The sequence below is a fragment of the Streptomyces sp. MST-110588 genome, from assembly GCF_022695595.1.
Lineage (GTDB): Bacteria > Actinomycetota > Actinomycetes > Streptomycetales > Streptomycetaceae > Streptomyces.
Genome location: NZ_CP074380.1, coordinates 4847706 through 4869775 on the forward strand (window position 1 = coordinate 4847706; position 22070 = coordinate 4869775).

Annotated in this window: 17 protein-coding genes, 5 pseudogenes and 1 riboswitch; of the genes and pseudogenes, 18 read left to right on the forward strand and 4 right to left on the reverse strand. The window is 71.5% G+C overall.

Annotated features, from left to right (window positions below; genetic code table 11):
* Positions 1-109: 109 nt before the first annotated feature.
* The 4 genes and pseudogenes from KGS77_RS21280 to KGS77_RS21295 all read left to right on the forward strand — a co-directional run.
* Positions 110-424 (forward strand): annotated as a pseudogene (locus KGS77_RS21280) (hypothetical protein); the annotation flags it as partial.
* A gap of 97 nt (positions 425-521) precedes the next feature.
* Positions 522-1277, forward strand: a complete 756-nt coding sequence (locus KGS77_RS21285; protein ID WP_242587601.1) for an HNH endonuclease family protein — start codon at positions 522-524, stop codon at positions 1275-1277.
* A 55-nt stretch (positions 1278-1332) separates the two neighbouring features.
* The gene (locus KGS77_RS21290; RefSeq protein ID WP_242584243.1) at positions 1333-1812 is read left to right on the forward strand and encodes a diadenosine tetraphosphate hydrolase; all 480 of its coding nucleotides are present in this window, start codon (positions 1333-1335) and stop codon (positions 1810-1812) included.
* A 158-nt stretch (positions 1813-1970) separates the two neighbouring features.
* Positions 1971-2186 (forward strand): annotated as a pseudogene (locus KGS77_RS21295) (hypothetical protein); the annotation flags it as partial.
* Between the two features lie 200 nt (positions 2187-2386).
* Here KGS77_RS21295 and KGS77_RS21300 read toward each other — a convergent pair.
* Positions 2387-2722, reverse strand: a pseudogene (locus KGS77_RS21300) (DUF4190 domain-containing protein); the annotation flags it as partial.
* Positions 2723-2964: 242 nt separating this feature from the next.
* Here KGS77_RS21300 and KGS77_RS21305 point away from each other — a divergent pair.
* The 13 genes and pseudogenes from KGS77_RS21305 (at position 2965) to KGS77_RS21370 (ending at position 18293) form a co-directional block, all read left to right on the forward strand.
* Positions 2965-5040, forward strand: coding sequence for an N-6 DNA methylase (locus tag KGS77_RS21305; protein ID WP_242587602.1), 2076 nt, complete (start codon positions 2965-2967; stop codon positions 5038-5040).
* 101 nt (positions 5041-5141) lie between these two features.
* Positions 5142-5705, forward strand: coding sequence for a hypothetical protein (locus KGS77_RS21310; protein ID WP_242584245.1), 564 nt, complete (start codon positions 5142-5144; stop codon positions 5703-5705).
* Positions 5702-7407, forward strand: a pseudogene (locus KGS77_RS35045) (serine/threonine-protein kinase). Before KGS77_RS21310 ends, KGS77_RS35045 begins: the two are co-directional and overlap by 4 nt.
* A gap of 696 nt (positions 7408-8103) precedes the next feature.
* A complete protein-coding gene (locus KGS77_RS21325) occupies positions 8104-8742 on the forward strand; it encodes a SurA N-terminal domain-containing protein (RefSeq protein ID WP_242584247.1) in 639 nt (212 codons plus the stop codon).
* A gap of 186 nt (positions 8743-8928) precedes the next feature.
* On the forward strand, positions 8929-9936 hold the full coding sequence (locus KGS77_RS21330) for a nucleoside triphosphate pyrophosphohydrolase (RefSeq protein ID WP_242587603.1): 1008 nt from the start codon (positions 8929-8931) through the stop codon (positions 9934-9936).
* 160 nt (positions 9937-10096) lie between these two features.
* Positions 10097-10468, forward strand: coding sequence for a DUF6479 family protein (locus tag KGS77_RS21335; protein WP_242584249.1), 372 nt, complete (start codon positions 10097-10099; stop codon positions 10466-10468).
* A gap of 79 nt (positions 10469-10547) precedes the next feature.
* Positions 10548-11885 carry a cytochrome P450 gene (locus KGS77_RS21340; protein WP_242584251.1) on the forward strand — a complete coding sequence of 446 codons (1338 nt, stop codon included), beginning with the start codon at positions 10548-10550 and terminating at the stop codon, positions 11883-11885.
* A 186-nt stretch (positions 11886-12071) separates the two neighbouring features.
* Positions 12072-13145 (forward strand): transglycosylase family protein, encoded by a 1074-nt coding sequence (locus tag KGS77_RS21345; protein WP_347404516.1) that lies wholly within the window; start codon positions 12072-12074, stop codon positions 13143-13145.
* Between the two features lie 260 nt (positions 13146-13405).
* Positions 13406-13567: riboswitch (cyclic di-AMP (ydaO/yuaA leader) on the forward strand.
* A 3-nt stretch (positions 13568-13570) separates the two neighbouring features.
* Complete coding sequence (locus tag KGS77_RS21350) at positions 13571-14260, forward strand: transglycosylase family protein (RefSeq protein WP_242584255.1); 690 nt, start codon at positions 13571-13573, stop codon at positions 14258-14260.
* Between the two features lie 408 nt (positions 14261-14668).
* Positions 14669-15955, forward strand: a complete 1287-nt coding sequence (gene eno / locus KGS77_RS21355; RefSeq protein ID WP_242584256.1) for a phosphopyruvate hydratase — start codon at positions 14669-14671, stop codon at positions 15953-15955.
* 236 nt (positions 15956-16191) lie between these two features.
* Positions 16192-16641 carry a septum formation initiator family protein gene (locus tag KGS77_RS21360; RefSeq protein ID WP_242584267.1) on the forward strand — a complete coding sequence of 150 codons (450 nt, stop codon included), beginning with the start codon at positions 16192-16194 and terminating at the stop codon, positions 16639-16641.
* A gap of 111 nt (positions 16642-16752) precedes the next feature.
* Positions 16753-17316 carry a DUF501 domain-containing protein gene (locus tag KGS77_RS21365; protein WP_242584269.1) on the forward strand — a complete coding sequence of 188 codons (564 nt, stop codon included), beginning with the start codon at positions 16753-16755 and terminating at the stop codon, positions 17314-17316.
* On the forward strand, positions 17313-18293 hold the full coding sequence (locus KGS77_RS21370; RefSeq protein WP_242584272.1) for a Ppx/GppA phosphatase family protein: 981 nt from the start codon (positions 17313-17315) through the stop codon (positions 18291-18293). The genes KGS77_RS21365 and KGS77_RS21370 overlap by 4 nt, the downstream gene beginning before the upstream one ends.
* Positions 18294-18400: 107 nt before the next feature.
* Here KGS77_RS21370 and KGS77_RS21375 read toward each other — a convergent pair whose 3' ends face one another.
* Complete coding sequence (locus tag KGS77_RS21375; RefSeq protein WP_242584274.1) at positions 18401-18934, reverse strand: cupin domain-containing protein; 534 nt, start codon at positions 18932-18934, stop codon at positions 18401-18403.
* Positions 18935-19332: 398 nt separating this feature from the next.
* Entirely contained in the window at positions 19333-19908 is a 576-nt protein-coding gene (locus tag KGS77_RS21380; RefSeq protein WP_242584276.1) for an ATP-binding protein, read from the reverse strand.
* 74 nt (positions 19909-19982) lie between these two features.
* On the opposite strand from KGS77_RS21380, the gene KGS77_RS21385 reads away from it, so the two are divergent.
* Positions 19983-21332, forward strand: coding sequence for a hypothetical protein (locus KGS77_RS21385; protein WP_242584278.1), 1350 nt, complete (start codon positions 19983-19985; stop codon positions 21330-21332).
* Between the two features lie 64 nt (positions 21333-21396).
* Here KGS77_RS21385 and KGS77_RS21390 read toward each other — a convergent pair.
* Positions 21397-21564 (reverse strand): annotated as a pseudogene (locus KGS77_RS21390) (prevent-host-death protein); the annotation flags it as partial.
* Positions 21565-22070: the final 506 nt, after the last annotated feature.

The window sequence follows — 22070 nt, forward strand, 5'->3', positions numbered from 1 at the left end:
ACCGGCTGCCGCCCCACCTGCCTCTGGCCGCGCGCCCGTGGCGCCACCGCTCCCGGAAGGGACCTCACTGTTGATACGGACCGCACCGTCACCGCGCACCGCACTGTCGATACGGGCCGAACCGTTCCTACCCACCGCGCCCCGCACCCGCCGCACCACACTCCGCGCCCGCCGCCGCGCACTGCCCGCCGGCGCCGCGCTGACCGCCCTGCTCGCCCTCGCCGGCTGCACCCACGGCGGCACCACAAGAGACGACAAATCGACGCCTTCCGTTCCCGCCCCGCCCGGCACCGGCCCCCGCGGCAGCGCCCTGAAGGCCCTGGCCACCCTCCCCGTCAAAGGCCGGGCCCCCAAGACCGGCTACACCCGCGAACGCTTCGGCCCGGCCTGGGCCGACACCGACGAAAACGGCTGCGGCACCCGCGTCATCTCTATGCTTCGCGCCGTGATGAATCTGTTCTTGCAGCGTATGCAGGGTGTGGTCGGCTGTGCGTAGTGAAAGGCACATAAGTCACAGGCCGCTGCGTACACGCGGAAAAAGGACCGTCCTTACGGTCGCCGTTGCCGCCGCGCTCGTCGCAGGCTGTAACGGCCCGGAGTCGGACGGAAGCTCTGCGGGATCCAGACCGGACGCCGCTGCCGGGCGGGCGGCGAACCCGCTGACGAATCCGGACGGAACGAAGCCGGGGCTCGGCGCGCTCACGTCGGAGGCGGACAAGGCGAATGCGCGCAAGCTCGTCGGAGAACTGGCAGTCAAGGGGCGTGGACCGAAGACGGGCTACGAGCGGGACAGGTTCGGCCATGCATGGATGGACACGGCGGACGGCGTGCCGCTGGCGAGGAACGGTTGTGACACGCGGAACGACTTGCTGAAACTCCATGGCCGGAACGTCCGGTTCCGAGCTGGTTCCGATTGCGTGGTTGTTTCGATGGACCTGTACGACCCGTACACCGGCAAGGACATCGCCTGGAAGAAGGCCAAGGCCGCCGAGGTACAGATAGACCACGTGGTGCCGTTGTCGTACGCCTGGCAGATGGGCGCCGCCCGCTGGACCAAGGAAAAGCGGCAGCGGCTGGCCAACGATGTGCTGAATCTCCTGCCGGTCTCGGGCTCCACGAACTCCGCCAAGCGGGACTCCGGCCCGGCGTCCTGGCTGCCGCCGAACAAGGCGGTCCGCTGCTCGTACGCGGTGAGGTTCTCGCAGGTGGCGGAGAAGTACGAGCTTCCTGTGACGGCGGCGGACAAGAGCATGATGCTTCGCCAATGCGGGGGCTGAACGGGGCCGAGACGCCGACTGAAGGCCGGTGATCGGGACCGGATAGGTTCGGGCCATGGCTGATGACTGGCGAATGGACCGGATCGGGAGTGCTCTGCGGGGTGAGAATCCCGCCGTGCTCAGGCGCTTGACCGCAGGATTCGCAGTGATCGGCGATGTGCAGTTCCTGCCGGGCTACTCAGTGCTTCTCGTGGATGATCCGGAGGTAGAGAGACTGTCGGATCTACCCAGAGCCAAGCGGCTGTCGTTCTTGTCCGACATGGAGCAACTCGGAGAGGCAGTCGAGCGTGCCTGCAGACGCCTGGACACGGATTTCCGCCGGGTCAATCTGGAGATCCTGGGAAATACCGACGGCTTTCTGCACGCGCACGTATGGCCACGATTCAACTGGGAACCAGCCGACTTGGTGACGAGGCCGGTTTGGCTTTACGCCCGTGACAGATGGACGGACGAGCAGTTCGCACTCGGTCCTCAGCATGAGCCGCTGCGCGAGACGATCGGGGACGAGCTGGATCGGCTGCGCGCGGCGAAGTGATGAGTGGGCGGAGCAGGGGCCGGCGGCTTCCGCAGCGGTACTCCGCAAGGTCATGCCTGTTCTGAAGCCGCTTCATTGAATGTCCGGGTTCCTTCGCCCCGCTGCCGCCGCAGGTGTTCTTCATCAGCCTGGCTTCGGGCTTGGCGATCTCCGTGCGGAAGGGGGACCGGGACGCGGCGACCTGGCTGCCGCCGAACAAGGGGTACCGCTGCGACTACGTCGCACACCAGGTGGCGGTGAAGAAGAAGTACGGGCTGTGGGTGACGCCGGGGGAGAAGGGCGCGATGGCGCGGGTGCTGCGCGGCTGTCCGGAGCTCGGCCTGCCGGCGGGCGGCGGTCCGACCGAGGCGCCGGACCGTTTCCGTACGCAATAGCGGGACCGCCCGACAGGCCGTCGGCCCGGGTTCCGCGTGGGGGCGGGCCCGGGCCGACGGCTGTCCGGAGGTGGCGGTCAGGCGTTCGTCTGCCAGTGGACGGTCTTGGAAACGGTCGCGGTGCCGTACGCGGCGGGGCCGGCGGCACCGTTCGTCCCCGCGGCTCCCATCGCGCCGCCACCCTCGATCGGGGCGGCACCCACCGTCTTGTTGATCTCGTCGACCGCGTCCTTCGCCGCCTTGAAGAAGATCGACATCCCGACGATCGACAGGATCAGCGACGCCAGGCCCAAGAGGGCGCCCGCGGTGGCCATGCCCTTGTTGGTGGCCTCGCCGCGCTTGGCGCGGCCCCGGCCCACCAGGCCGAAGATCAGGGCCAGCAGGCCGAGCAGACCGGCCAGCCAGAAGAAGAGCGGGATCAGGCCGCTGAGCGCGCCGATGAGTCCCAGGACGAGCGCCGCGGTGCCCAGGCCGTTGCGGGCGGCCTGGTGGCCCTGTGCACCCATCGGGGCCTGCGGTCCGGGCTGGTAGTGCATCTGGTGAGACATGGGAGTACGGCCCCTTCCGGGCGCTGGATCGAATCCTGTTGTAGCGACGGGTCAATAAGACCAGAGGTTGTGAACCGAGTCAACACGAGAGCCGTGTTCGAGTAAGTTAACGCTGTGAAGGGGTGAGTTACGGGTCGATGGGTATGCTCGGGAACACAGCAGGGATCGGGGCAACAGGGACGGGAGCCAGCCAGGTGCCGGAGAACGCATCACCGGAGAACACGACCGAGGTGACCGCCGCCGGCATCGCGCGACTGGCCGGCGTGGGCCGGGCCGCGGTCAGCAACTGGCGCCGCCGGCACCCGGGATTCCCCAGACCCGTGGGCGGTACGGAGACCAGCCCCACCTTCTCCCTGCACGACGTCGAACAATGGCTGCGCGAACAGGGCAAGCTCGCCGAGGTGCCGCTGCGCGAACGCGTCTGGCAGCAGCTCGTCGGCCATCCCGCCGGCGCCACCACCGCCCTGCGCCATGCGGGCGCCGTACTGCTCCTGGTCCACGACCGCCCCGGGACCTGGCACCGGCTGAGCCGGGCCGGCAGCGACACCGAACTGACCGGACTGCTCTCGCCCGCCCTGGAATCCGTCCTGACCGCCCGGCTCGGCAAGCGGCACCCCGTACACGGCCTGACCCGCGAGAACCTCGCCCCGTCCGCCGCGCTCGTCCGCGGCGCCGCCGAACTGGCCACGGACCAGGGCGCCCCGGCCGCGTACGCCTTCCTGCTCGGCCGCCACCTGGACGCCAACCCCCGCCAGTACACGCTCACCCCGCCCGGCCCGGCCGCTCTGATGGCAGCCCTGGCCGGCCCGGCCGCCACCGTCCTGGACCCGGCGTGCGGCACCGCCACCCTCCTGACCGCCGCCCGGCCCCCGGCCGACGCCCCCCAGGAATCACCCCCCACCGCCCTCTACGCCCAGGAGGCCGACCCCGACCTCGCCGCCCTGGCCGCCCTGCGCCTGGCCCTGCACGCCCCCGAGGGCACCCACGTACGGGTACGCGCCGCCGACACCCTGCGCGCCGACGCCTTCCCCGACCTGGCCGCCGACGCCGTCCTGGCCCACCCGCCCTTCAACGAGCGCAACTGGGGCCACGACGAACTGGCCTACGACCCGCGCTGGGAGTACGGCTTCCCGGCCCGTACGGAATCCGAGCTGGCCTGGGCCCAGCACGCGCTGGCCCGGCTGCGCGAGGGCGGCACCGCCGTCCTGCTCATGCCGCCCGCCGCCGCCTCCCGCCGCTCCGGCCGCCGTATCCGCGCCGACCTGCTGCGCCGTGGCGCGCTGCGGGCCGTGATCGCCCTGCCCGCCGGCGCCGCCCCGCCCTACGGCATCCCGCTCCACCTGTGGGTGCTGCGCAAACCCGGCGCCGCCGCCCCGCCCTCGCCCCACCTCCTCGTCGTCGACACCAGCGACCTCGCCGCGGGGACGCCGGCCGGCGCCGCGGGCCGCGACAAGCTCGACTGGCAGGCCGTACGGACCACCGCCCTGACCGCCTGGCGGGCCTTCGACCGGGACGGCGACATCGAGGAGGAACCCGGCGTACGGCGCTCCCTGGCCGCCATCGACCTGCTGGACGACGACGTCGACCTGGCCCCGGCCCGCCACCTCCCGCCGCCCGCCGCCGGCGGCGGCCCCGCCGAACTGGCCCGGGTCCGTGAACGCCTCACCAGCACCCTGGCCCGTACCACCGAACTCACCCCGCGCCCCGCGGCCCCCGGGACACCCGCACCGGCCCGCTGGCCCCTGACCACCGTCGGCGAACTGGCCCGCGCCGGCGCGCTGGTCCTGCGGGCCGGCGGCCCCGGCAGCGCCCCGGCCGGCACCGGCCCCGCCGTCCTGACCGACCACGACGTCCTCGGCGGCACCGCCCCCTCCGGCACCCTCCCCGAAGGAACGCCCGCCGAAGCCCCCGTCCTGGCCGCGACGGGCGACGTCGTGGTGCCCGTCCTGGGCGGCGGAGCCGTGGCCCGCGTCATCGACGGGTCCACCGCCGGCGCAGCCCTGGGCCGCAACCTCTTCCTCCTGCGTCCCGACCCCGCCGCCCTGGACCCCTGGTTCCTCGCCGGGTTCCTGCGCGGCACCGCCAACAACCGGCAGGCCAGCAGCTACGCCTCCACCGCCACCCGCCTGGACGTCCGCCGGCTCCAGTTGCCCCGGCTCCCCCTGGCCGAACAGCGCCGCTACGGACAGCGCTTCCAGGACCTGGCCGCCTTCGAAGAGGCGCTGCGGCTGGCGTCCCGCCTCGGGGAACAGCTCGTCCAGGGCCTGTACGACGGACTCACCGAAGGGTCGCTGCCGCCGGACTGAGGCGTACAACCCCGAACGCGTGACCGGTGTCGTATATACGCTCGTAGGCGCACATCCGCACCCCGAACCGACCCGCCGGTCACGACCCGTCAGGAGCAGCGATGCACGGCCCCGTTCCGGCCCAGCCGCCGAACCGTCCCATGCCCCTATGGGCGGTCGTCCTGCTGCGTATCGCCTTCGTGGCCGGCGCCTGGCTCAGCGGCGGCCTGCTCGCCTGGCTGGCGCTGCTGCGCGCCGCCGTCATCCAGCGCCGCCCGCTGGGCTGGTGGCTGTTCGGCGGGGACCTCGTCCTGGTCATGGCCACCCTGCTCTTCGCCAACGGCCACGGCGAGAACGACTGGCAGTCCACCGTCACGCTGATCGTGCTGCTCGGCCAGGCCGCCGCCGCCAGCGCGTACTACCTCGTGGTCGACGTACGGGCCCACAGGGCGGCCGTACGCGCCCACACCCCGGCCTACCCGCCCGTACCCCCGTACGCCACCACCGCGCCCTACGCCCCGCCCCCGCCGTACGGGCAGCCCCGGCCCCCCGCGCCGGCCAACCCCTACGCCCAGCCCGCCCCGCAGTCCTACGGCTACCCGCACGACCCCCCGCGCCGCATCAGCCAGGTCCGCGCCGAACTGGACGAACTCAGCGACTACCTCCGCAAGGAGGAAGGCCGTTGAACGGCCGCGTCGTCGCCGACCGCTACGAACTCTCCGCCCTCCTCGGCCAGGGCGGCATGGGCCAGGTCTGGATCGCCTACGACCGCCGCCTGGACCGCCGGGTCGGCGTCAAACTGCTGCGCCCCGACCGCGTGGCGGGCACCCCCGACGCCGAAGAGATGCGCCGCCGCTTCGTCCGCGAGTGCCGGGTCACCGCCCAGGTCGACCACCCCGGACTGGTCACCGTCCACGACGCGGGCAGCGACGACGACGACCTCTACCTGGTCATGCAGTACGTCGACGGCGCCGACCTCGCCGACCACCTCGCCGAGCACGACCCCTACCCCTGGGAGTGGGCCGCCGCCGTCGCCGCCCAGATCTGCGCCGTACTGGCCGCCGTACACGCCGTCCCGATCATCCACCGCGACCTCAAGCCGCGGAACGTCATGGTCAGACCCGACGGCACGATCACCGTCCTGGACCTGGGCATCGCCTCCGCCCTGGACACCGACACCACCCGCCTCACCCACACCGGCTCCCCCCTGGGCAGCCCCGCCTACATGGCACCCGAGCAGGCCATGGGCGGCGCGGTCGGCCCATACACCGACCTGTACGCCCTCGGCGTGCTGCTCCACGAACTGCTCAGCGGCCAGGTCCCCTTCGCCGGCTCCACGGCCCTGGGCGTCCTCCACCGCCACCTGTACGAGCCGCCGACCCCCGTACGCCAACTGCGCCCCGACATCCCCGAACCCCTCGAAGCGCTGGTCCTGCGCCTGCTCAGCAAGGACCCCCAGCACCGCCCCGCCGACGCCCAGGAGGTCTACCGCACCCTCTCCCCCCTCCTGCCGGCCCTCCGCGGCGGCGCCGCCGCCCCGATGGACCCGACCCGGCCCTTCCGCCACCCTTGCGCGCCATGGCCGGCCCCTGCCCCGGCCGCCGCCCCGGTGCCCCCGTCCCGGCCGCCGTTCCGGTGCCCCCCGTCCCGGCCGCCGTTCCGGTGCCCGCGATGCCGGCCGCCCCCACTCCGGCCGCCCCCGACCTCGCCCGGGGCTCGTTCGGCCCACCCCCCGACACCGGCTACCCGGCCGCCCCGCCGCCCTCCGCCGGCCATCCGGCCGCCCCGCCGCCCGTCGCCGACCCGCGGACCTCGGGCGTCACCGGCGGCCCCGACGTCGCCGCCGCCGTGGACGAGGTCAGGCGCTGCCTGGACCAGGGCCGGATCACCCGCGCCGTGGACATCCTCGGCGGCATCCTCCCGTCCGCCGCCGACCGGCACGGCGCCCACTCCCCGGTCGTACGCTCCCTGCGCAAGCAGTACGCCGCCACCCTCATGGACGACGGCCAGTACCGCCGCGCACTTCCCGAGCTACGCCTCCTGGCCGACGCGTACGGCCGCGAATCCGGCCCCGGCGCCGCCCGCCAGGCACTCCAGTTCCACTACGAGGCCGCCCAGTGCCTGGAACAACTCGGCGAGGCGACCCAGGCGCTCACCGAGTACCGGTCCCTCCTCCCGTACTTCGAGCGCTACCCCGACGACCCCGTACGCCCCCTGGAAATCCGGCGCTCCATAGGCCACCTGCTCCTCGCCCTCGGCGAACACGGAGCCGCCCACGAGACGCTGTCCCGCCTCCTGTACGACGCGGAACGCGTCCATGGGCCGGGCCATGCGTTCCCGGAAGAGGTCCGGCGCACGTTGTACTGGCTGGGCCAGGTACGGGGGTAGCGCGCGTTCCGCCTTCGGCGGGAGGGTTTGGTGGGGTGGGCGCTTTGCGCTTGCTGGGTGGTGGGTGCGGGGTCGGGCCTGCGGGGGCGTGTATCAAAGCTGCTTCGCTTTACGCTTTGATACACGCCCCCTCCGGCCCGACCCCTCCCGTCCGTAGCGCGCCCACCCCTTGGGGGAGGGTTGGTAGGTGACCCGCCGTGCGGGTCGGTACCCGGGAGCGCCTCCTGGTGGGAACGGCACGGGGCGGGCGTACGGGGATGTCGTACCGGGTTTTGGAACCGTTAGTGGTCACGGTTGGCGGCTCGGGGACGGCCGGGCGTGGGCGTATCGGGGACTCCCCGCAGGGCCGTGTGCAAGACGCAGGCTTCCTTTCACGGCGTACCCGACACGCACACGGCCCGAGGAGAGGCCCCGGTGCGACCGCGCCCCACCCCACCCACCGACCGCACCGGGTCCAAGACCAAACAACCCGCAGGGAAGCAAACAACACAGCGCCGCAGGCATCGCGCCACACACAACAACCCACCACCGGCGAGCCGCCGCCCACAAGCGTCGCGCCGTCACGGACGGAAACGGGCCACGGACGGAAAAGCACAACTCGCCCCCACAGAGGGATTGGCGCAGCAAGCAGCGGCTTCTACCATCGATCATCGCCAAGGTCGACGCACGCACCGTACGCCCCGCCGGGAGGCACACGTGTTCCGCCGTAGGACTGCGCTCTCCGTAACCGCCGCCGCCCTCTTGGCCGCGTCCCCGCTCCTGACCGGCTGCGGCACCGACGCGCACCCCGGCGCCGCAGCCGTCGTCGATGGGCAGCGGATCACCGTCGGGCAGCTCCAAGCGCGTGTGAAGGACGTACGGGACGCCCAGGACAAGGCGCCCCAGGGCGCACAGCTCGTCGAGAATTCCGGACGGCTCGGCCTGTCCACGCTCAACAGCATGATCTTCGAGCGCATCCTGGAGCGCGGTGCCAAGGACGCCGGCGTCAAGGTCACCGAGCGCGACGTACAGCAGTGGCGTACGGCGGCGGAGCAGCGCGCGGGCGGCGCCGACCGGCTCAAGGCGATGTGGCTCCAGCAGGCCGTCCCGCCGGGCCGGATCGACGCGGTCGTACGCAACCAGCTCCTGCTGGACGGCCTGGCGCAGCGCATCGGCGCCGACCGCTCGCAGCCCCAGGGACAGCAGCAGCTCGGCGAATCGCTGGCCAAGACCTCGCGCGACATGGGCATCGACGTCAACCCGCGCTACGGGAAGTGGGACGACAGGCAGGTCATCCTGGCGGAGACGAAGGACCCGTGGATCAGCAAGGCGTCGACGGACAGGCAGCAGACCTGACCCACGAGCCGGGCCGAGCCGAGCCGAGCCGCCCGACGGACGTCGGCGAGCACCGGGCCGGGACGGACCGCTGTCGGTCCGGTGCGTTACGTTCGACGGGTGAACGACGCCGCCGCTTCCGCCGCCACAGAGTCCGCCACCGACACCACCCCCGCTACCCCGGCCGCCTCCGCCACCCCGGCCGCCATGCCCCCCGGCGGGACCGCCACCGGCCGCCTGGTCCTGCTCACCACCAGCCACCGGGTCGCCCCGGGCCTGCTGTCCTGGCCGGCCTGGCAGACGCTGCGGGCCGCCGACCGGGTGCTGTGTGCCGACCCGGAGCACCCGCAGTTGCCGTACCTGCGTGAGGCCGGCATCGAGATCGAGGTGGCCGCCGCCGACGCGCGCGAGCTGGTCGACTACTGCGTCGGCGGCGCGCGCAGTGCCGTGGTCGTCACCTCGGCCGACGGCGAGAGCGCGCTGACCGACGGCCTGGCGCGGCTGGCCGGTTCCGGCCGGGAGGCGGTGCCGGAGCTGGAGCTGCTGCCGGGGTCGTACGACCTGCCGGGTGCCCGGCTGCTGGATCTGGTGCAGGTCATGGACCGGATCCGCGCCGAGTGCCCGTGGAGCGGCATCCGTACGCACGAGGACCTGGCGAAGTACGGCCTGGAGGAGGCGTACGAACTGGTCGAGGCCATCGAGGAGGGTGACCGGGAGGCGCTGCGCGAGGAGCTGGGCGATGTGCTGCTCCAGGTGATCTTCCACGCCCGGATCGCGCAGGACGACCCGGACGAGCCGTTCTCGGTGGACGATGTCGCCGGCGGGATCGTGGACAAGCTGATCCACCGGCATCCGCATGTGTTCGGCGAGGAGGCCGCCGAGACGCCCGAGGACGTCAAGGCCCACTGGCTGCGCACCAAGGCGATCGAGAAACAGCGCACTTCGGTCACGGAGGGTGTCCCGCTCGGTCAGCCCGCGCTGGCGCTCGCCGCCAAGCTGGCCTCCCGGGCCCGTACGGCCGGGATCGACGCCCTCCCGCCGGGGGAGGGCATCGGCTATGAGCTGCTCGCGCTGGCCGCCCGCGCGGAGGCTCAGGGCACGGACCCGGAGACGGCACTGCGCGCGGCGGCCCGTACGTACCGCGACGCGATCCGCGAGGCCGAGGGCGCACCGCTCACGGACCCCGGGACCGGCGCACCCGCCGCGACGGACTGACCTGCCGCCCCAGGACTCCGGAGCCCCGGGTGCGCCTCACCACCCGGCCGGATGCCGCCCACCGGCTATGGGCCCGCCCCGGCTACGGGCCCGCCCCCGGCTACGGGCCCGCCGGCCCCGAGGCAAGCATTGAGACGGGACCAACGGGTACTCGTATCAAATGACAGCACTGACCTCACCGATCGCAGAGACCGTCCAGCTCGCTGCGTTGCGTGACCATCTCGTCGGCATCGGCCCCGCGATTGCCGGCCTGGTCATCGTCATCGCCCTGATCCTGGCGGTGGTGTACGGGAAACGGCGCCGTGCCCGCGAGCCGGCGCCGCCTCCACCGGAATCGCAGCCGAAGGCGCCGAAGGACCCCACGGGGTACGAGACGGGCAGGCGCGAGGCCGCCGAGGTGCCGCACGAGGGCGAGCGGCTGCTGCCGCACGAGCTCAAGGACCACGGCAATTCCGCCAGCCGCCCAGGGGACCCGGACAAAGAGCAGAGCCCCTGGCAGGAGGGCCACAGCGGCTCCTTCGGCAACGGATGACACCCGGCCATCTGGACACCGTCACCGGCAGCAGGTAGGGACGCGGAGGCACGGACCCGGATGCGGATAACGTCAAGGGGTGCATGACCAGAGCTCTGACCTGCGGCAGGACCGCCCCGCCGGCTGCCCCGAACTCTTCACCTGGGAGTTCGCCACCGACCCGTACCCGGCGTACGCCTGGCTGCGCGAGCACGCGCCCGTACACAAGGCGCGGCTGCCCAGCGGCGTGGAGGCGTGGCTGGTGACGCGGTACGGGGACGCGCGGCAGGCGCTGGCGGATGCCAGGCTGTCGAAGAACCCCGTGCACCACAGTGAGGCGGCGCACGGTAAGGGGAAGGTGGGCATTCCCGGGGAGCGGAGCGCCAACTTGATGACGCATCTGCTCAACATCGATCCGCCCGATCACACCAGGCTGCGGCGCCTGGTGTCCAAGGCGTTCACGCCGCGCCGGATCGCCGCCTTCGCGCCGCGTGTGCGGGAGCTGACCGACGGGCTGATCGACGGGTTCGCCGGGCGGGGCGAGGCCGACCTGATCCACGAGTTCGCCTTCCCGCTGCCCATTTACGCCATCTGCGATCTGCTCGGCGTCCCGCGCGAGGATCAGGACGACTTCCGGGACTGGGCCGGGATGATGATCCGGCACGGCGGCGGGCCGCGCGGCGGAGTGGCCCGTTCCGTGAAGAAGATGCGGGCGTATCTGGCCGAGCTGATCCACCGCAAGCGTCTGGACCCGGGGGAGGACCTGATCTCGGGTCTGATCCGGGCGTCCGACCACGGCGAGCACCTTTCGGAGAACGAGGCCGCGGCCATGGCCTTCATCCTCCTTTTCGCCGGGTTCGAGACGACGGTCAACCTCATCGGCAACGGTACGTACGCGCTGCTGCGCAACCCCGGCCAGCGCCGGCGGCTGGAGGCGGCGCTGGCCGAGGGGGACACGGAGCTGCTGGCCACCGGCGTGGAGGAACTGCTGCGCTACGACGGGCCGGTGGAGCTGGCCACCTGGCGCTTCGCCACCCGCGACCTGACGCTGGGCGGGCAGCGGATCGCCGAGGGCGATCCGGTCCTGGTGGTGCTGGCCGCCGCCGACCGCGACCCGGAGCGGTTCGCCGGGCCCGACACCCTGGACCTGGGCCGGCGCGACAATCCGCACCTCGGGTACGGGCACGGCATCCACTACTGCCTCGGCGCGCCGCTGGCCCGCCTCGAAGGACAGACGGCGCTGGCCGCCCTGCTGACCCGGCTGCCCGGCCTGCGGCTGGCGGCCGATCCGCAGGAGCTGCGGTGGCGTGGCGGGCTCATCATGAGGGGGCTGCGGACCCTTCCCGTGGCATGGGATTTTCCGGCGCATTCCACGGACGCCCTGGTGGCGTCAAGTACTGTGCGCGATCAAAAAAATGACGCAGCGTCACCTGCGTGACCTCAGCGTGATCTCCGCTACACCGGCTTGTGACGAACGGGCGCCCCCGCTACTTTCAACCGATCGACAAGCGGTCGACGAGGCGATCGGCAGGCGATCGACAACTCAACCGCCCTCTCGAAAGGCAACCGCATGCGTTCCGGGAACGGCAGACACCGTCGCCCCCGCCAGGCTCCGGCAATCTTCGTGACGGCGGGAGTCACCGGCGCGGGCATCGCCATGCCCCTGCTCGCCGCCAGTGGCGCGCAGGCCGCGGACACCGCGACCTGGGACCGGGTCGCGCAGTGTGAGAGCGGCGGGGTGTGGAGCGCCGACGCCGGCAACGGCTATTACGGCGGGCTCCAGATCACGCAGGAGCTGTGGGACCGGTACGGCGGGGCCGCGTACGCCTCCCGCCCCGACCTCGCCAGCCGCTCCCAGCAGATCGTCGTGGCGGAGTCCATACTCAAGGCCCGCGGCCCGCAGGCGTGGCAGGGCTGCGCGGAGAGCGCGGGGCTGACCAAGGGTGGCGGGGCGCCGGGCGTGGACCCGGGCAGCACCCGCGCGCCGGAGCCGTCGCACTCCCCCTCGACGCCGTCCACGCCCTCGCCCACGTCACCCGGCTCCTCCTCGCCTTCCGGGACGCCCAAGCCGTCGGGTTCCGGGGCGCCTTCGCACACCCCGGCGCCGTCCCACAGCGGTACGCGGCCCAAGGCGGACCCGTCCGGCCGGGCGGGCTCGTCGGACTCCTCGGGCGCCTCGGACCGTACGGATGAATCCGACGCATCGGGCGCCACGGACGCGACGGATTCTTCGGGCACCTCGGACCCATCGGATGCGCGGGATTCCTCCGGTTCCTCGGGCACCTCGGATTCCCCGGGATCGTCTGGTTCATCTGATTCCGCCGGAAAGTCCGGCACCGGCGACCGGGACGGCTCGGGTACGTCCGGCCCCGGAGCCACCGACCCCACCACCGACCCGGGCGCGCCGGGGCTCCCCGGTGCCGGCAAGCACCGCGGCGGGCCGGACGGGGACGCGGGCCAGGAGGGCGACGGCCGCGGCTCCGGCGGGCGCCACGCCTCCCGTGGCGGGGACACGCACCGCGACCACCCGCCTGTTCGAACGGACTACGTCGTGCGGCCGGGTGACAACCTGTCAGTCATCGCCGAGGACTCCCGGACGCCCGGTGGCTGGCCCGCGCTCTACAAGGCCAACAAGGACGTCATCGGAGACGACCCGGATCTGATTCTGCCTGGTCAGCGCCTTGAAGTCGGTCGCTGACCGGCTCATTCGGAGCTGTTGGGTCCGCTTTGGCGAAAGTGAGACATGGCTCTCGTTCGGCTCGGGCGTGTCCGAGTCGGCCATTGTTTCGAAACCGCCCGCGACCTGCGGAAATGGGAGCTTCTCGGGTCACAAAACGGTCAACTCGCCTCAGAAGTAGGGGTTTGAACCGGCAGGGTGTTCCTGTTTACGGTCGTGACCGCTCGCCAAAGCGGGCCCGTCGACCACACGCCGAATCCTGCCGGTGGTCGGAGGACGTCGTCGCGCAAGCGCCGAAGGCAGGAGCGGGGGACCCAAGGTAAGTGCCGGCCCCACCCGTGAGAACGGGAGGGACGGCTAGGGGTGAAGCCGCGTGAGACGCGGCCGGGCCACTCACAGTCCGAACCCGACAGCTCACCTCGTAGGCGTCGGTGAGGAAAACAACCATGTCTTCTGTCAAGGGCAAGCACCGTCGTCCCTCCAAGGCCGTCCGCGTCGCCACCCTGGCCGGCGTCGCCGGTGCCGCCGTGGCCGTCCCGCTGATGGGCGCCACCTCCGCCTCCGCCGCCTCCGTCTCCACCTGGGACGCGGTCGCGCAGTGCGAGTCCGGCGGCAACTGGTCGATCAACACCGGCAACGGCTACTACGGTGGCCTGCAGTTCTCCAATTCGAGCTGGGCCGCCGCCGGCGGCACCAAGTACGCCCCCCGCGCCGACCTGGCCAGCAAGGGCCAGCAGATAGCCGTGGCCGAGAAGCTCCTGGCCATGCAGGGCCCGGGTGCCTGGTCCTGCGCCGGCGCCGGCAACCTGACCTCCGGCGGCCCCAAGGCCCAGGTGAACACCTCCGGCGGCTCGGGCCACCACAACTCCACCCGCAGCTACACCGAGCGTCACCAGCAGGGCCCCTCGAAGTCCGAGGCCCGCAAGCAGGCCCGTGAGGCCGCCCGCACCACCCCGGCCCCCGCGCAGCCGAAGAAGTCCCAGGGCCACGGCAACTACACCGTCAAGGCGGGCGACACCCTCGCCAAGATCGCCGCTTCCCACGGCACCAACTGGAAGTCGGTCTACGAGAACAACAAGTCCGTCATCGGCGGCAACCCCAACCTGATCTTCCCGGGCCAGAAGCTCTCCGTCTGAGCTCCTGCCCCTCCCGGTCCGCCGGGGTCCCGGACTCCCCGTACGTACGGCGGTACGTACGGGCCGTCCCGGCCTTGACCCCGCGGCCCGAAGCGCCCGGGAATCCGCTCTTCCCGTGAGACCGCCCCGTCACGCCGCGTCGTCCCCCGAACGCGCCGCGACGGGGCTTCTCCCATTGGTGCGCCTTCCCGCCCCGTCGCTTTCCGCCCCGCCGCCGTACGCCTGTGACCACGGCGTTTCCGGCGGCGTTCCCGTTCAGCGAACAATGCACCCATACGCCCAATGAACTGGGCCTTTGGCAGTATTTTCGTTTGTTTTCGTCCCATGGGCCGGGCTGGGGGCGAGCGCAGCCCCCCGGGGCCGTTAGGCTCGTGCTGCAGAACTCCAGACACCCATGAAGGAGACAACGTGCCGTCCATCGACGTCGTCGTAGCTCGCGAGATTCTCGACTCGCGAGGCAATCCCACGGTCGAGGTCGAGGTCGGCCTCGACGACGGCAGCACGGGCCGTGCCGCCGTGCCGTCCGGCGCCTCGACCGGCGCGTTCGAGGCCATCGAGCTGCGCGACGGTGACCCGAACCGCTACCTGGGCAAGGGCGTGGAGAAGGCCGTCCTGGCCGTCATCGAGCAGATCGGCCCGGAGCTGGTCGGCTACGACGCCACCGAGCAGCGCCTGATCGACCAGGCCATGTTCGACCTGGACGCCACGGACAACAAGGGCTCGCTGGGCGCCAACGCCATCCTCGGCGTCTCCCTGGCCGTCGCGCACGCCGCCTCCGAGGCCAGCGACCTGCCGCTGTTCCGCTACCTCGGCGGCCCCAACGCGCACGTCCTGCCCGTACCGATGATGAACATCCTCAACGGCGGGTCGCACGCCGACTCCAACGTGGACATCCAGGAGTTCATGATCGCCCCGATCGGCGCGGAGTCCTTCTCCGAGGCGCTGCGCTGGGGCGCCGAGGTCTACCACACCCTGAAGAAGGTCCTGAAGTCCCGCGGCCTGTCCACCGGCCTCGGCGACGAGGGCGGCTTCGCGCCGAACCTGGACTCCAACCGCGCCGCCCTGGACCTGATCCTGGAGGCCATCAAGGAGGCCGGTTACGTCCCCGGCCAGGACATCGCGCTGGCGCTGGACGTCGCCGCCTCGGAGTTCTACAAGGACGGCTCGTACGAGTTCGAGGGCCAGAAGCGCACCGCCGCCGAGATGACCTCGTACTACGAGGAGCTGGTCGCCGCCTACCCGCTGGTCTCCATCGAGGACCCGCTGTTCGAGGACGACTGGGAGGGCTGGAAGACCATCACCGACCGCCTGGGCTCCAAGGTGCAGCTCGTGGGCGACGACCTGTTCGTCACCAACCCCGAGCGGCTGGCCCGTGGCATCGAGGAGGGCTCGGCCAACGCCCTGCTGGTCAAGGTCAACCAGATCGGCTCGCTGACCGAAACCCTGGATGCCGTCGAGCTGGCCCAGCGCAACGGCTTCAAGTGCATGATGTCGCACCGCTCCGGCGAGACCGAGGACGTCACCATCGCCGACCTGGCCGTCGCCACCAACTGCGGCCAGATCAAGACCGGCGCCCCGGCCCGCTCCGAGCGTGTCGCCAAGTACAACCAGCTCCTGCGCATCGAGGAGATCCTCGACGACGCGGCCGTCTACGCCGGCCGCTCCGCCTTCCCCCGGTTCCGCCCCGCCAACTGAGGCGACGGCGTACGCGGCGGCACACCGTGACGGCGTGTCGCGGCGGCGGCAAGCGCCTGCCCGCCCTTGCACCCAAGGGCTAAATAAAAGAGCAAAGGCGTAGCGCAGCCAGGCGTCCCCGGCGGCGGTCCCGTACCGTTGCCGGGGACGTGCGCGGTTTCCGGGCGCCGCCGGCCAGGCAGGAGGCGGAGCGGGGCCGAGCGCCCGTCGGACCGTATGACCCAAGGGGAGGCGACGTGCCCGCGGACCGGTTCTCCACCGCGACCCGACTCAAGGCGCTCGGCGGGCAGGCAGCCGCCCGCGTCTACCGCGCCCGCCCGTCCGGCCGGGGCCGGCCGACCGGCCGCGCCGCGCTGCTGGCCCTGGTCATGTGCTCGCTGGTCGTGGCCCTCGCCTATCCCATAAGGCAGTACATCTCCCAGCGCTCGGACATCGCCGAGCAGCGCCGCCAGGCCGACCAGGCCGCCAGGGACCTGGACCGGCTGCGCGAGGAGAAGGCGCGCTGGCAGGACCCGGCGTACGTCCAGCAGCAGGCCCGCCGGCACCTGCACTACGTCCTGCCGGGGGAGACCGGCTTCATCGTCCAGGACGGGTCGGGCGCGGGCCGGACCCCCAAGGGCGAGAACACGGCGCGGCGCCCCTGGTACGACGACCTGTGGAACGGCCTGGACAGCGCCGACAGATAATCTCCACGCCGTACGCCCCACACCCTGCCGTACGCCCCCACCACCGATCACCGTCCCCTCACCCAGTCACCCCCTCGCCCCCTCCCTCCCTCACCCTCACCGAAAGCGCCCATGGACACCCCTCCGCCCCAGACCGAGCCCACCGAGCCCACCGACGCGGACATCGCCGCCTTCAAGGAACAGCTCGGCCGCCCCCCGCGGGGCCTGCGCGCCATCGCCCACCGCTGCCCCTGCGGCAACCCGGACGTCGTCGAGACCGCCCCCCGCCTGGAGGACGGCACCCCCTTCCCCACGCTCTACTACCTCACCTGCCCGCGCGCGGCCTCCGCGATCGGCACGCTGGAGGCCAACGGCGTGATGAAGGAGATGACGGAGCGGCTGGCGACCGACCCGGAGCTGGCCGCCGCCTACCGCGCGGCGCACGAGGACTACATCCGGCGCCGTGACGCCATCGAGGTGCTCCAGGGCTTCCCCAGCGCCGGCGGCATGCCCGACCGCGTCAAGTGCCTGCACGTCCTGGTCGGCCACTCCCTGGCAGCCGGCCCCGGCGTCAACCCGCTCGGTGACGAGGCCATCGCGATGCTGCCGGAGTGGTGGCGCAAGGGCCCGTGCGTGACGCCCTGCGCCCCGGCCGGGGCCGAGACGGAGACGGACGGCGAGGGGGAGGCCAAGTGAAGCGCGTCGGGGCGATCGACTGCGGTACCAACTCCATCCGGCTCCTCGTCGCGGACCTGGACCCGGCGACCGGCGCTTTCGAGGACCTCCACCGGACGATGGAGATCGTGCGCCTGGGCCAGGACGTGGACCGTACGGGCCGGCTGGCCCCCGAGGCCCTGGAGCGCACGTTCGCGGCCTGCCGCAGGTACGAGCGGGTCATGGCGGACCTGGGGGTGGAGTCGGTGCGCTTCATGGCCACCTCCGCCTCCCGCGACGCGGACAACCGCGAGGATTTCGTACGCGGTGTGCGGGACATCCTCGGAGTCGACCCCGAGGTGATCACCGGCGGCCAGGAGGCGGAGTTCTCCTTCACCGGCGCCACCAAGGAGCTGACCGGCCGCGACGACCTCGCCAGGCCCTACCTGGTGGTGGACATCGGCGGCGGCTCGACCGAACTGGTGCTGGGCGCCGACACCGTACAGGCCGCGCGCTCGGTGGACATCGGCTGCGTACGGATGACCGAACGGCACCTCGTACAGGACGGAAAGGTCACCGACCCGCCCGCCCCCGAACAGATCGCCGCGATCAAGGCGGACATCGAAGCGGCCCTGGACCTCGCCGGGCAGACCGTCCCCCTGGACCGGGCCCGCACCCTGATCGGACTGGCCGGCTCGGTCACCACCGTCGCCGCCATCGCGCTCGGCCTGGAGAAGTACGACTCCGCCGCCATCCACCACGCGCGGATCCCCCTGGCCACCGTCCGCGAGATCACCACCCGCCTGCTGACCTCCACCCACGCCGAACGCGCCGCCATCCCGTGCATGCACCCCGGCCGCGTCGACGTCATCGCCTCCGGCGCCCTGATCCTCCTCACCCTCATGGAACGCACCGGCGCCGAAGAGGTCCTCGTCAGCGAACACGACATCCTCGACGGCATCGCCTGGCACGCGGCCCTCGACGACGAGCAGCCCGACACCCCCGAAGCTGACGCCTGACCCCCCGAACAGCCCCAGCAACAAAGAGCAACGCCCCACCGGTGCCCCCGAGGAGCAATCCTCCCGGGGGCACCGCCGCACTCATCAGCCGAACCCTGCGCTCCCGCTCACCCGGCCGACTGCTCCTCCCCCGGCCCGAAATCCTCCTCGAAGTAACTGTCGTGCCGCACACGGAACTTCTTCAGCTCCTCGCTGCCGTGCCGCGACATCTCCGCGACCTTCTCGAAGTACTCCTCACGCGGGGCACCCGGGGAGAAGAGCATCAGCATCGACACGGGCTCGTCCGTCACGTTCTTGAAGGCATGCAGCCCGCCGGGCGGTACGTACAGGAAGTCACCGACCCGGCCCGTCACCCACTTCTCGCCGTTGAAGAGCTCCAGCTCCCCGGAGAGCACGTAGAAGGACTCCGACATCGCCTTGTGGAAGTGGGTCTTCGCACCAGCGGACCGTGCCGCCAGATCCACCTTGTACAACCCGAACTCGCCGCCCGTCGACTCGTGCGTGGCGAGGTAGTGGGTGGCCCCGCCGCTGGGCGTGGTGTGCTCCGGCGGGGTGCCGGCGGTACGGAAGGACGCGTTCACCTCGCCCCTGTCTCCGTGGTAGCGGGGCTCGGGGTACTGCAGGTGCTCCGGGTAGGACATCGTGCGCTCCTGGTCGTTGGTTCCCCTGCATCCTGACCGTCACCCCCGAACCCCGGAATCGGCCGCAAGCATGATCATGACTAGTCCACACCCGGGGCCCGAGTCCTAGGACCGGCGATGTATCCCATACGCCCTTCCACCGGACGCCGCACCACCGCGAACATCTGACGCGCCCATCAGCCCACGGCGACGAGCGAGGCAGCGTTGCAGGTACGCCTGGGTGGCATCGGGGTCGGCGCCGGGCGGGACGGGTTCGAGCCCGAGGACGAGACTCACGGGTCCGCCGTGCAGGACAGGGGCGAGCCACCAGAACGACGGGCGCGAGACCCGTGAAGCGAATGCGGGGTGCCCGTAGTCGAAGGCTTCGTACGGCCCCCGGATCGTGAGCCTGTCGCCGATCACCGGCACGCGCTCCATGCGAGTTCCGCCCATACGATCTTGCCGAACGGGCGCTCGTCGACACCCCAATCGGTGGCGAGGTGATCCACGATGTACATCCCGCGACCTCTTTGGCGTTCCTGCGACTCGGGTTTGAAATGAGGGCGGCGCCGGGCCGGGTCATGCACCTCCACACGCACGCTGCCGGGCAGTGCTTCGACGGTCACAGCGATGAAGTCCCCCGGTTCGGTGCCGTACCGGATCGAGTTGGTGACCAGCTCGGATGTGACCAAGAGGCATGTGTCGAGGTGGTCGGTGCTCGTGCTCGGCACGTGGTTCTCGACGTACGAGCGAACGAAGGAGCGTGCAGCTCCGGCGGAGGGCGGCGCGCTCGGCAGGAGCATCACGTTCGCAGGGGCGAGTTGTGGCGTGACAGGCGCCGACACGATGCGTTGACGTCGGTCGATGCTCACACCCCGATGTGCGTCGATGGCGGGCTGGGGCAGGGAGACGTGAATGTCGCGCTGTTCGGTCATGGTTACCGCCAGGCCGCCTTTCAGGTTGAGACCTTTGGAGCTCGGCGAAGAGGTAACCACGCGGTCACCCTCCGCGAGTACCGTGGGAAGCCGGTGGGAACGTGAACGCCATGAACGCCGTCGGGAGATGAGGCATGGCCACGAGGAAGCGCACACCCAACCCGGCTCTGGCGGGGCTGCTTCATCAGGCGAAGTTGACGCGGACGCAGCTCGCGCAGCGCGTGAACCGACTCGGCGCGCGGGCGGGACTGGACCTCCACTACAGCCAGTCCAGCGTTTCGCACCGGATCGCCGGTGCGCGTCCCAAACCCGAGGTCAGAGCACTGATCGTCGAGGCACTGTCCGCGCAGCTCGGCCGCCCCGTCACCCACGCCGAAGCGGGACTGACAGCCGTTCCGTCCGTCTTGGGGCGTGGTCCGGCCGGCACCATCGAGGAACTGGTGGACCTCGGGCGGGCGGACATGGACCCGTCCCGGCGTGGGGTGCTCACCGCGGGCGTGTTCTCGGCAGCTCTCGCCGTTCCCGGCTTCTCGATCCCCGCTCATGCCGCGGATCAGCCGGTGAGCCCCGGAAAGCAGACGGTCCGCATCGGCGCCTCGCAGGTGCAGGCGGTGCGCACCATGACGGAGCGGATCGCCGACATCCTCGACGAGCTGGGCGCGGGGCACGCGCGCCCCATGGCCGCCGCGTTCCTCGTCAACACCGTGGGGCCATGGCTACGCGCACGCGCGAGCGAACAAGTACGCCTCGACATGCTCGCCGCCGCGTCCGACCTCACGTATCTGACGGGATGGATGGCCATGTACGAGAAGGCCCATGGCCTCGGCCAGACCTATTACGTCAAGGCGCTGCGGCTGGCGAATGAGGCACAGGATCACGTGACCTATTGCCGGACACTGCGCGGTATGAGCCTCCAGGCAGCCAATCTGGGATACGGGCAGAAGGCATTGGATCTTGCTGACTCGGCCGCCGCGGCGGCGCCGGCCGCCGGGCCGCGGCTGGTGGCCTTCCTGCGGGGGCAGCAGGCACACGCGGCCGGCATGGTCGGCGACCGGCACCTGGCGCACACCCGTCTGCGGGAGGCCGAGGCCGCCCTGTCCAAAGCGGACAACCGGCGCGACGCGATCGGCGGCTACGACCGGACGGCGTGGCTGTTCCACGTCTCCCATGTTCTGCATGAGGAACGTGACCTGCCGGGCAGCATCAAGGCGCTGCAGCAGTCCATCAAGGTGCAGCCGAAGGTGGAACGGCAGGGGCGCGTCCACTCGTACGCGCTGCTGGCGCAGCGGCAGTACGCGTACGGGCATCTCGACGCGTCCTGCGACTCCTGGGGCCGGTTCCTGGACGACTACGAACACGTCTCGTCGGCCCGGGGCGACGATCACTTCGCGACGATGGTCACCCAGCTTCGGCGGCACGCGACGGCCCGGCCGGTGCGGAAACTCGCGAGTCGGGTACGAGAGGTGGCGGCGCTGAAAGACTGAGGTCGGGGCACGCCGGCAGCATGACGATGCCGGTCAACCGGTTCCGCTCGCTCAGATATGCCTCTCAGCCCAGGCAGTCGGCGCGCTCGTCGCCTTCCCCTCGGCCGGGGAACAAGTCCGCCAGCAGCTCGGCCATGGTCACGGTCGGGCCGCCGTCGGCCAGGACCGCTGCTGCCTGACGGGCGAGAAGCTCGTCGGACGCCTGCTCCAGTGGGTCGGGATCGGCGAAGGGTGCGGCGCGTTCGGTCATGGTCGCAGCGTACGCAGGACGGTCGTACGAGGCGGTCAGAAGTTCTGCGATGGGGGTGGCGACGGGCGGAGGCGGTGGTTGTCGGCGGGAGTGCGGTCGGCCGTGTGGTGGTCGTCGGGCGTTGCCGCAAGGGGCTCTTGGGGGTGTTTTCGGGTTTGGGTGGGGGCCTTCGGGCCGGGGCGGGGGGAAAGTTCGTGAAATCCTTCACATGAAAAAGACGGCCGAAGGGGGGACAAAGCGGGCCACGGGACCTCCGTCCGGGGGACTAGGGCCATCGGGGAGGGGCCCTAAGTCCCGGGGGGCGGGGATGGGTGTGTGTTGAACTGGTTCTTACGTGGGGTGTGGTTCACTCGTGCACACGCGCACAATCCCTGATCAGTGGTGGTGTGCAAAGCCGTGCGTCCCACGGTGGTTCCCAGTGGGGGCTATGACGTCGATCACGGGGGCGCGGAGTGTAACAGATGCCCCTGCTCGTCTTGTGAAGGGGC

Bases quoted from the DNA above. Each gene is read 5' to 3' on its own strand.
- KGS77_RS21290 (WP_242584243.1), top strand. From the start codon at position 1,333: ATGGCTGATGACTGGCGAATGGACCGGATCGGGAGTGCTCTGCGGGGT.
- KGS77_RS21310 (WP_242584245.1), top strand. From the start codon at position 5,142: ATGCACGGCCCCGTTCCGGCCCAGCCGCCGAACCGTCCCATGCCCCTA.
- KGS77_RS21330 (WP_242587603.1), top strand. From the start codon at position 8,929: ATGCCCCCCGGCGGGACCGCCACCGGCCGCCTGGTCCTGCTCACCACC.
- KGS77_RS21335 (WP_242584249.1), top strand. From the start codon at position 10,097: ATGACAGCACTGACCTCACCGATCGCAGAGACCGTCCAGCTCGCTGCG.
- KGS77_RS21350 (WP_242584255.1), top strand. From the start codon at position 13,571: ATGTCTTCTGTCAAGGGCAAGCACCGTCGTCCCTCCAAGGCCGTCCGC.
- KGS77_RS21365 (WP_242584269.1), top strand. From the start codon at position 16,753: ATGGACACCCCTCCGCCCCAGACCGAGCCCACCGAGCCCACCGACGCG.
- KGS77_RS21375 (WP_242584274.1), bottom strand. From the start codon at position 18,934: ATGTCCTACCCGGAGCACCTGCAGTACCCCGAGCCCCGCTACCACGGA.
- KGS77_RS21385 (WP_242584278.1), top strand. From the start codon at position 19,983: ATGGCCACGAGGAAGCGCACACCCAACCCGGCTCTGGCGGGGCTGCTT.